Consider the following 9,176-nt stretch of genomic DNA (forward strand, 5'->3'; position numbering starts at 1 on the left):
CGGCCGGTGCCGGCGCGGGCGCAAGCGCGGCCGTGCCGCCAACGGGCGTGCTGCCGTCGCCCTGGGGCACGGGCATGGCCTGCCGGTAAAGGTAGACGCCCGCGACGCCCAGCAGGATCACGGCGAGAAGAGCGACAAGCGAAGCGACGGCATTCCGGCGCATGATTCGTCCCTCCCAGCGCCGCTATTCTAGGGCACGGGAAAGGCCAAAAAAGGTCACGCCGGGTTAGAGTTAAACCCCCGCGTGGCGATTTCGCGGCAAGCTCGCCCTAGTGCGGGCCGGAAGACTCCCCCTGCCCCGCTTGCGGCGGTGCGGCATCCTCCGGCGCGCGCGCGAGCGTCACCATCGCCCGGCCGCTCACCATGCGCGTGGTCATGTCGTATTGCTCGGCGCGCAGCATGTGGCGCTCCTGATCGAGCTTGCCGACTTCCTTCTCCGTCGACCAGTTGCCATCCTTGTCGGCCATCACCTTCACGAAAGGCTGATCGTCGAAATAGATATAGACGGGGGTCTCGGGCGGCGCCGTGCCGGCAAGTGTCAATTTGCCGGTGTCGCCCGCGTCCTGATAATCCACGGTCTTGAACCGGATCGGATACTTGGGCGCATGCGAGCCGGTCTGAGACTGCTCGTCGGACGGCGAAGTAGGCTCATCCTGGATTAAACTCTTGTCGCCGGGCACGTCATCCTCGGCGAGCCTGATGCCGGCCGTCTCGGCCTTGGCCAACGAGGCGCCGATCGCGACGCCGGCGAGACCGACGCAGGCAAGCGCCATAAGGGCCGCGAAGCCGGAAATAAATCGTCTTACCGTCATGTCCTTCTTCCTTGAGCGTTCCGTCCTTATTCTGTTTAAGACGCTTTCTATACGGCGCGGAAGGCGAAAAAACGTCCGGCCCGCGCCTCTCTCGCCACAGCGTAAACCATGGCGATCCGTCGAATTCTCGTCACCGAAGCAAGCCATGCCTGGGTTTCCTTGACGCCCGCTCGACGGCAATGCCACATGAGGTCATGAAAGACACCCCCACCGCCATCATCCAGAATATCTGCGTCTATTGCGGCTCTGGCTCGGGATTAAATCCCGCCTTCGCCGAAGCCGCGCGCGCGCTCGGCCGCATCCTCGCGTCCTCGCGCATCGGTCTCGTCTATGGCGGCGGCAGCCTCGGGCTCATGGGCGAGATCGCGCGCGCCACCCTCGAGAACGGCGGCCACGTGACCGGCATCATTCCCGGCTTTTTGAGCGAGCGCGAGCACATGCTGCTCGAGGCGCAGGAGCTGATCGTGGTCGACGACATGCATCAGCGGAAGCAGCTGATGTTCGCCAAGTCCGACGCCTTCGTCGCGCTCCCCGGCGGGCTTGGCACGCTCGAGGAATTCGTCGAGCAGCTCACCTGGACTCAGCTCGGCCGCCATACGAAGCCGATCGTCCTCGCCAACATTCATGGCTTCTGGAACCCGCTGCTTGCTCTGTTCGACCGCATGAGCGGCGAGACCTTCATCCGCAACGGGCTCGAATTGAAGATGAGCGTGGTGGACGACGTGGCGAAGATCGTCCCGGCCATCGAGGCGGCGGTGAAGCCCTACCCGGTCGAACTCGCCGACCAGTACGACGCCGAGGTCGCCGCCAAGTTCTGATCTTTCAACGAATCGAGAGACCGCAAAGAGGTTTAGGTTAGCGCTACTGCGTGTTGATCAGGACGATGCTTTCCGGCAGGTCGAGCCAGTGATGGCGCCGCGAGGCCCAGTACAGCTTCGCGGGACGCGCGAAGCTCGGATCAGCGAAGCAGCCGACCGGCACGCCGACCGCTCCCGGGAACCCCTCGGCGCGAAACAGGACTGCCGTTCCGCAGGTGGGGCAAAAGTAACTCTCGATGAAACGTCCCGAGTCTCCGTATTGCCGGTACGTCCGGCTATTGCCGGCGCTGCTCACCGCCGATTCGGGGAAGATCGCCGCATAGGAGAACGCGCTGCCGGTGCCGCGCTGGCAGGCAAGACAACTGCAAATATAGACATCGATCGGCTCGCCCCGCGTGGTGACCTCCAAGTTGCCGCAAGCGCAACGCGCGACGCGCTCTTGTTCGTCCTGCTGGCTCGCCATCGCCAACTCCAACTCAGGCCGCGCTAGCGCCGTCGCGGATCAGCTTATAGTTGATCGAGTCGAGCAGCGCCTCGAACGAGGCATCGACGATATTCGGAGAGACGCCCACGGTGAACCAGCGGTTCCCGCCACTGTCGCGGCTCTCGATCAGAACGCGCGTGACGGCGTCTGTGCCGCCGGTCAGGATGCGCACCTTGTAGTCCACGAGCTCGAGGTCGTCGATATAGCTCTGATACGGTCCGAGATCCTTGCGCAGCGCGTTGTCGAGCGCGTTGACCGGGCCGTTGCCCTCGGCGGCCGAGAGGAACGTCTCGCCGTCGATGCGCACCTTGACCGTCGCCTCCGACACCGTGACGAGGTCGCCAAATGCGTTGTGGCGCCGCTCGACCGTGACGCGGAAGGAATCGACGTCGAAGAACTGCGGCACGTTGCCGAGCATGCGCCGCGCGAGCAGCTCGAAGGAGGCATCGGCCGCCTCGTAGGCATAGCCCGCCGCCTCACGCTCCTTCACCTCGTCGAGCAGGCGCGCGATGCGGGGATCGTCCTTGGGCACGGCGATGCCGATGCGCTCGAGCTCGGCGAGAATGTTCGAGCGGCCCGCCTGGTCGGAGACGAGCAGCTTGCGGCGGTTGCCGACCGCTTCGGGCGGCACGTGCTCGTAGGTGCGCGGGTCCTTCTGCACCGCCGAGACGTGGATGCCGCCTTTATGCGCGAAGGCCGACTCGCCGACATAAGGCGCGTGCCGGTTCGGCGCGCGGTTCAGCAGCTCGTCGAGGATGCGCGAGGCATGCGTGAGCGTCCTGAGCTTCTCCGGCGTGATCGAGGTCTCGAAGCGCAGGGCGTAGTCCGACTTCAGCATCAGCGTCGGAATGATCGAGGTGAGATTGGCGTTGCCGCAGCGCTCGCCGAGACCGTTCAGCGTGCCCTGAATCTGGCGCGCGCCGGCGCGCACCGCCGCGAGCGAGTTGGCGACGCCGTTGTCGGTGTCATTATGCGCGTGGATGCCGACATGATCGCCGGGAATATGCGTGACCACCTCGGCGACGACCGTCTCGATCTCCTCGGGCAGCGTGCCGCCATTGGTGTCGCACAGCACGACCCAGCGCGCGCCTGCTTCGTAGGCCGCCTTGGCGCAGCGAAGCGCGTAGTCGGGATTGGCCTTGTAGCCGTCGAAGAAATGCTCGCAGTCGAGCAGGGCCTCGCGTCCGCTCGCAACCACCGCCGCGACCGACTCTCTGATGCCCTCGATATTCTCTTCGAGCGAGGTGCCGAGCGCGACTTTGACATGGAAGTCCCAGGTCTTGCCGACGAGGCAGATGGCGCCCGTCTTGGCGGTGAGCAGCGCCTGGAAGCCCGGATCGTTGGCGAGCGACCGGCCCGGCCGCTTGGTCATGCCGAAGGCGGTGAGCCGCGCATGCCCGAGCTCGCGCGCTTCGGCGAACAGGCGCGTGTCGGTCGGGTTGGCGCCGGGATAGCCCCCTTCGATATAGTCGATGCCGAGCACGTCGAGCTGCTGGGCGAGCAGCCACTTGTCCTCGACCGAGAAGTCGACGCCGTGGGTCTGGGCGCCGTCGCGGAGCGTGGTGTCGTAGAGCGAGAGGCGTTCGCGGGCCATCGTCTTTCCTACACCACGTTGAACAGGAAATGCAGCGCGAGCAGGAGCGCAAGCGCGAGCACGACGAGCTTGATGGCGAAATAGACGCCGTGGCTGCCCCTGAACGGCGCATCCTTGAGGAACCGGATCGTCATCGGGCGACCTCCCAGGTGGTGACCAGTTCGCCCGTCTTGGGGTCCTTGGCGTCTTTCAGCACGATGCCCATGGCGGCCAGCTCGTCGCGGATGCGGTCGGCCTCCTTGAAGTTCTTGGCCGCCCGCGCCGCGTTCCGCGCGCTGATGAAGGTCGCGATGCGCGCATCGTCTTGCGTGAAGGACGGCGGGCGCCAGTCCGCCCATGTCTGTGAGTCCTGCTGCAGGAGCCCAAGCATTTGCGCCGACGCCTTAAGCGAGCGTCCAGCTGGTTTGGAACCGCGGGCTGCCGCTTGGCGCAACTCGTGAAGGGCTGAAACCGCCTTCGGCGTATTGAGATCGTCCTCGATCGCTGCGACGGCGTCCGCGCAGAGCATACCCTCGCCTGACGTATCGGCGGTCAACTCATACCAATGATCGAGCATGCGCTTGGCCTCGCGCAGTCCCGCCTCCGTCCAGTTCAACGGCTGACGATAGTGCGTCATCAACATGTTCAGGCGAACGGCCTCGCCAGGCCAGTCTTCGAGCAACTCATGCACGGTGACGAAGTTACCGAGGCTCTTCGCCATCTTCTCACCCTCGACCTGGAGGAAGCCGTTGTGCATCCACACCTGCGCCATGATCGGCGTGCCGTTGGCGCAGCGCGATTGCGCGACCTCGTTCTCGTGGTGCGGAAAGACGAGGTCGATGCCGCCGCCGTGGATGTCGAACATCTCCCCGAGATGCGCGGCCGACATCGCCGAGCACTCGATGTGCCATCCCGGGCGTCCGCGCGCGGCGATGCCGCAGGGCGAGGCCCACGACGGCTCGCCCGGCTTCGACGGCTTCCACAAGACGAAGTCCATCGGATCCTTCTTGAACGGCGCCACCTCGACTCGCGCGCCCGCCACCATCTCGTCGAGCGAGCGGCCCGAGAGCTTGCCGTAATCGGGCATCGCGGCGACGTGGAACAGCACGTGGTCTTCGGCGACATAGGCGCAGCCCTTCTCCACGAGCCGCTCGATCATCGCCTTCATCTCTTCGATGTGCTCGGTGGCGCGCGGCTCGACCGTCGGCGGCAGCGCGCCGAGCGCGGCCATGTCCTCGTGGAACTGCTTCTCGGTCTTCTCGGTGACGCGCCTGATCGCCTCGTTCAACGGCAGACCGGGATAGTCTTGCGCCGCGCGCGCGTTGATCTTGTCGTCGACGTCGGTGATGTTGCGCACATAGGTGACGTGATCGGGCCCGTAGACGTGGCGGAGCAGCCGGTAGAGCACGTCGAACACGATGACCGGGCGCGCATTGCCGATATGGGCAAAGTCGTAGACCGTGGGCCCGCACACATACATGCGCACGTTGGAGGGGTCGAGAGGGCGGAACTCCTCCTTCTTGCGGGTGAGCGTGTTGTAAAGCTTAAGCGCCACGGTCCAAGCCCCTTCGGCTTACGGCCCGCCGGACGTTCATCGGCAAATTGTGATGCGAGGTAAAGGAGGAACGACCCGGGCGAGCTTCTTTGCTAGCCCAGAATGATGCCGCACAAAATAATAAGGATCGGTTGCTCTTGCATCATCTTGGTCCCGCTTATGGCGGGAATTGCCGCAACCGTCAAGCGAAGGGGCTCTGGGCTCGTGTCCACCGGCCCCGCGCCTGTCATCTTAATCATGCCTCATTGACCCCCGATTTTATGGGCGCATAATGCTCGCTTGAGCCTTGGGGATGGGACTTTTAAGTCGTGAGGGCTAAACGCGCTTTTTCGCGCTTGCGGGCGCCGTTCGCATCGCCGGACGGCCGGCGGCGCGCTGTCGCCGTCGTGCTCGGCGGCGTGATGCTTGCCGCGTGCGCCTCGCTCGCGCTCGCCCAATCGAGCGAGCAGCAGATCCGCTGCTATCAGCTGCAGCAGGACCTGATCGCGGCGCAGAGCGGCGGCGGCGCCAACGCCGACGATCTCGCCCGTATCGACAAGCAGATGGCCCAGTACGATCGCGTCTTCCAGGGCACGCAAGCCGCCATGCAGGATGCGGGCTGCTTCGAGAGCTTCTTCATCTTCGGCAAGGCCTTGGTGCGCAGCCCGCAATGTCTCAGCATGAACGATCGCGTCGAGGATGCGCGCCGCCAGCTGACCCAGCTTCAGCAGCAACGCCAGGCGCTGACCGGCGGCGGCGGCAATAGGCGGCGTCAGGCCGAGATCCAGCAAGCCATGGCGCAGAGCGGTTGCGGCGGCCAGGTGCGCCAGCCGCCGCGGCGGGGCGGCGGCCTGTTCGACTTCTTCGGCGGCGGCCAGGAGGAAGAGCCCGCGCAGCCCGAGACCCCGATCTATCGCAGCATCGACCCGAACGGACGCTATCGCGCGGTGTGCGTACGGCTCTGCGACGGCTTCTTCTATCCGCTCGCCTACTCGACCACCGCCGCGAGCCTCGCCCAGGAGGCCGAGCGGTGCCAGTCGAGCTGCGCGGCGCCCGCCGAACTCTACGTCTATCGCAACCCCGGGCAGGAGATCGAGCAGGCCATCTCGCTCAACGGCTCGGCCTACATGGACCTGCCGGTCGCGCTGAAATTCCGCAAGACCTACGTGAACGGCTGCTCCTGCAAGCAGGCCGAATACAATCCGACCGCGATCGAGGAAGCCAACAAGCGCGCCGAAGCCGAAGAGGCGGCTCAGGGCGGAAAGAGCAAGGGCAAGGGCAAGATCGCTGCCGTGCCGGCCTCTCCTCCCGCCGCGCAAGCCGCCGCAACGCCGGCCGCGCCCGAGGTGACCGGCAGCAACGCGCCGGCCAATCCGCCCGCGCAAGCCGCGGTGCCTCAGGCGCAGAAGCCCCCCGCGCCGCCCGCCCCTGCGGCGGCCGCGGCTTCTCCGGCGCACCCGGCGCAGGCCGAGGCCTCGGCTGCGCCGGCCGCAAGCCCTAGCACGTCGAGCGTCATCAAAAAGACGAACAAGGCCGCCCCGGCGCAATAGCCTTCATTCTTAGGCGGTTTTGCCTTCAAGCCGCGCAAGCGCGCGCGCCCGTCCAATCAGCGGCAAGAGAAGCTTGAGCTCGGGCCCATGCTCGCGGCCCGTCAGCGCAAGCCGCAAGGGCTGGAACAGCGCCTTGCCCTTCGCACCGGTCGCCTGCTTGATGGCTGTTGACCAGCGCTCCCAGGTCGTCTCGTCCCACGGCTCAGGCGGCAAGAGCTCAGCCGCCCGGCGACAGAGATCGCGATCCTCGATGACGGGCGAAAGCGGGTTCCGCACCACCTCCCACCAGGTCCCGGCATCGCCGAGCACGGCGAGGTTGCCGCGCACCGCCCCCCAGAACGTCGCCCCGCCTTCGACGCCCATGCCCTTAAGCCGCCCGGCCACCGCCTCAAAGGGCAGCATGTGGAGGAGCTTGGCATTGAGGGCACGAAGTTCGGCGGGATCGAATCTCGCCGGGGCGCGCGACAGCTTGGCGAAATCGAAGCCCCGCACCAGTTCGTCCAGATTTGCGTGCGGCGCCACGGGGTCCGAGGTGCCGATCGTCGCGCAGTAGCTCGCCACCGCGAGCGCCTCGATTCCCTCCTCGCGCATGCCCTTTATCGAAATCGACCGGTCGCGCTTCGACAGCGCCTGACCGTCCGCGTTCACCAACAGGCTGTGATGCCCAAAGGCCGGCGGCGCCGCGCCGAGCGCCTCGAACAGCTGAATCTGCGGCGCGGTATTGACCACATGATCCTCGCCGCGGATCACGTGGGTGATGCCGAGCTCGATGTCGTCGACCACGCTCGGCAGCGTGTAGAGATAGGTGCCGTCGGCGCGTACCAGCACCGGGTCCGACAGCGACGAAGCATCGACGTGCTGGCGTCCCCGTACGAGATCCTCCCACACGACATCGCGCGTCTCGAGCCTGAAGCGCCAATGCGGCCGCCTGCCTTCGGCTTCGAGCTTGGCGCGCTCCTCGGGGGTGAGCTTCAAGGCGGCGCGGTCATAGACGGGGGGCCTGCCGCGCGCGAGTTGGCGCTTACGTTTAAGTTCAAGTTCCTCTGGCGTTTCGTAGGCGGGATAGAGGCGCCCGGCCGATTTGAGCTTCTCGACGGCCTCGGCGTAACGGGCAAAGCGGTCCGACTGGTGCACTTCCGAGGCATAGGTAATGCCGAGCCAGGCCAAATCCTCGCGAATGCCTTCGGCGAATTCGTCGGTCGAGCGCTCACGGTCGGTGTCGTCGAGCCGGAAGATCAGCCGCCCGCCGGTCTTGCGCGCGAACAGGAAGTTGATCAGGGCGGTGCGGATATTGCCCGCGTGCAGCCGTCCCGTCGGGCTCGGCGCGAATCTGACCGTCACGCTCATTGTTAAAGTTTCTCGCGGAACTTGTTGGTGATGGGATAGCGCCGGTCGCGGCCGAAATTCTTGGCGGTGATCTTCACGCCCGGCGCCGCCTGCCGCCGCTTGTACTCGGCGAGATAGAGCATGCGCTCGACCTTCTTCACCGTCTCGGGCGCATGCCCGCGCGCGACGATCTCGGGCAACGGCATCTCGAGCTCGACCAGGCAGTTCAGGATATCGTCGAGCACCTCGTAAGGCGGCAGCGTGTCCTGATCGCGCTGCCCCGGCCTGAGCTCTGCGGTCGGCGCCTTGGTCAGCACATTTTCCGGAACGACGATGCCCTCGGGCCCAAGGCAGCCCTTAGGCCGCGCGCGATTGCGGTAGCGCGCGAGAGCATAGACCTGTCCCTTGTACAGATCCTTGATCGGGTTGAAGCCGCCGTTCATGTCGCCGTAGAGCGTGGCGTAGCCGACCGACACCTCCGACTTGTTGCCGGTGGTGATGACGAGCGGGCCGAACTTGTTGGAGAGGGCCATCAGCAGGGTGCCGCGGGCGCGGCTCTGCAAGTTCTCCTCGGTGGCATCGGGCTTGGTCCCCTCGAACGATTTGGCGAGCGCCTCGGTGAGCCCCTCGACGGCGTCTCCGATCGGCATGATGTCGTAGCGGATGTGCAAGGCCTCGGCGGTCGCCGCCGCGTCGTTCAAGCTCTCGTTGCTGGTGTAGACATAGGGCAGCATGACGCCGCGCACGCGCTCGGCGCCGAGCCCATCGACGGCAATCGCGGCACAAAGCGCCGAGTCGACACCGCCGGAAAGGCCGAGTACGACGCCGGGGAAGCCGTTCTTGTCGATATAGTCGCGAAGCCCGGTGACGCAGGCGAGATAGTTCGCGGCCTCGCCTTCCTCAACCACGGCGATCGTGCCCGGAAGACACCGCCAGCGCGCGCCCTCGCGCCGCCATTCGGTGATGCCGACCGCCTCCTCCCAGGCCGGCATCTGCACGGCGATCTTGCCGTCGGCGTTGAGCACGAAGGATGCGCCATCGAACACGAGCTCGTCCTGGCCGCCGACCTGATTGACATA

The 9,176-nt window shown here is 65.9% G+C and carries 9 protein-coding genes; 2 read left to right on the forward strand and 7 right to left on the reverse strand.

Annotation, left to right across the window (positions count from 1 at the left end; translation table 11 throughout):
* Positions 1–269: 269 nt before the first annotated feature.
* Positions 270–812, reverse strand: a complete 543-nt coding sequence (locus VFB18_RS10610) for a hypothetical protein (RefSeq protein ID WP_324974693.1) — start codon at positions 810–812, stop codon at positions 270–272.
* A 194-nt stretch (positions 813–1,006) separates the two neighbouring features.
* Here VFB18_RS10610 and VFB18_RS10615 point away from each other — a divergent pair, with 194 nt between their 5' ends.
* Positions 1,007–1,630 carry a TIGR00730 family Rossman fold protein gene (locus VFB18_RS10615; protein WP_324974696.1) on the forward strand — a complete coding sequence of 208 codons (624 nt, stop codon included), beginning with the start codon at positions 1,007–1,009 and terminating at the stop codon, positions 1,628–1,630.
* A 43-nt stretch (positions 1,631–1,673) separates the two neighbouring features.
* Here the strand turns inward: VFB18_RS10615 and VFB18_RS10620 are convergent, their stop codons facing one another.
* From VFB18_RS10620 to cysS, 4 genes are read right to left on the reverse strand one after another with little or no spacing between them, the layout of a single operon-like run.
* Entirely contained in the window at positions 1,674–2,093 is a 420-nt protein-coding gene (locus VFB18_RS10620) for a GFA family protein (RefSeq protein WP_324974699.1), read from the reverse strand.
* 13 nt (positions 2,094–2,106) lie between these two features.
* Entirely contained in the window at positions 2,107–3,708 is a 1,602-nt protein-coding gene (gene cimA / locus VFB18_RS10625) for a citramalate synthase (RefSeq protein WP_324974701.1), read from the reverse strand.
* A gap of 8 nt (positions 3,709–3,716) precedes the next feature.
* The gene (locus VFB18_RS10630; protein ID WP_324974703.1) at positions 3,717–3,842 is read right to left on the reverse strand and encodes a hypothetical protein; all 126 of its coding nucleotides are present in this window, start codon (positions 3,840–3,842) and stop codon (positions 3,717–3,719) included.
* Positions 3,839–5,242, reverse strand: coding sequence for a cysteine--tRNA ligase (cysS, locus tag VFB18_RS10635; RefSeq protein ID WP_324974706.1), 1,404 nt, complete (start codon positions 5,240–5,242; stop codon positions 3,839–3,841). The genes VFB18_RS10630 and cysS overlap by 4 nt, the downstream gene beginning before the upstream one ends.
* 335 nt (positions 5,243–5,577) lie before the next feature.
* On the opposite strand from cysS, the gene VFB18_RS10640 reads away from it, so the two are divergent.
* Positions 5,578–6,771 carry a DUF2865 domain-containing protein gene (locus VFB18_RS10640; RefSeq protein WP_324974709.1) on the forward strand — a complete coding sequence of 398 codons (1,194 nt, stop codon included), beginning with the start codon at positions 5,578–5,580 and terminating at the stop codon, positions 6,769–6,771.
* A 9-nt stretch (positions 6,772–6,780) separates the two neighbouring features.
* On the opposite strand, the gene gltX is transcribed toward VFB18_RS10640, so the two are convergent.
* Together gltX and VFB18_RS10650 are read right to left on the reverse strand one after the other, a co-directional pair.
* Positions 6,781–8,118, reverse strand: coding sequence for a glutamate--tRNA ligase (gene gltX / locus VFB18_RS10645; protein WP_324974712.1), 1,338 nt, complete (start codon positions 8,116–8,118; stop codon positions 6,781–6,783).
* Positions 8,119–8,120: 2 nt separating this feature from the next.
* Positions 8,121–9,176, reverse strand: a 1,056-nt coding sequence (locus tag VFB18_RS10650) for an NAD+ synthase (RefSeq protein ID WP_324974715.1), incomplete at its 5' end; no start/stop codon positions are given.

The organism is Methyloceanibacter sp., from assembly GCF_035650995.1.
Taxonomy (GTDB): Bacteria; Pseudomonadota; Alphaproteobacteria; order Rhizobiales; family Methyloligellaceae; genus Methyloceanibacter.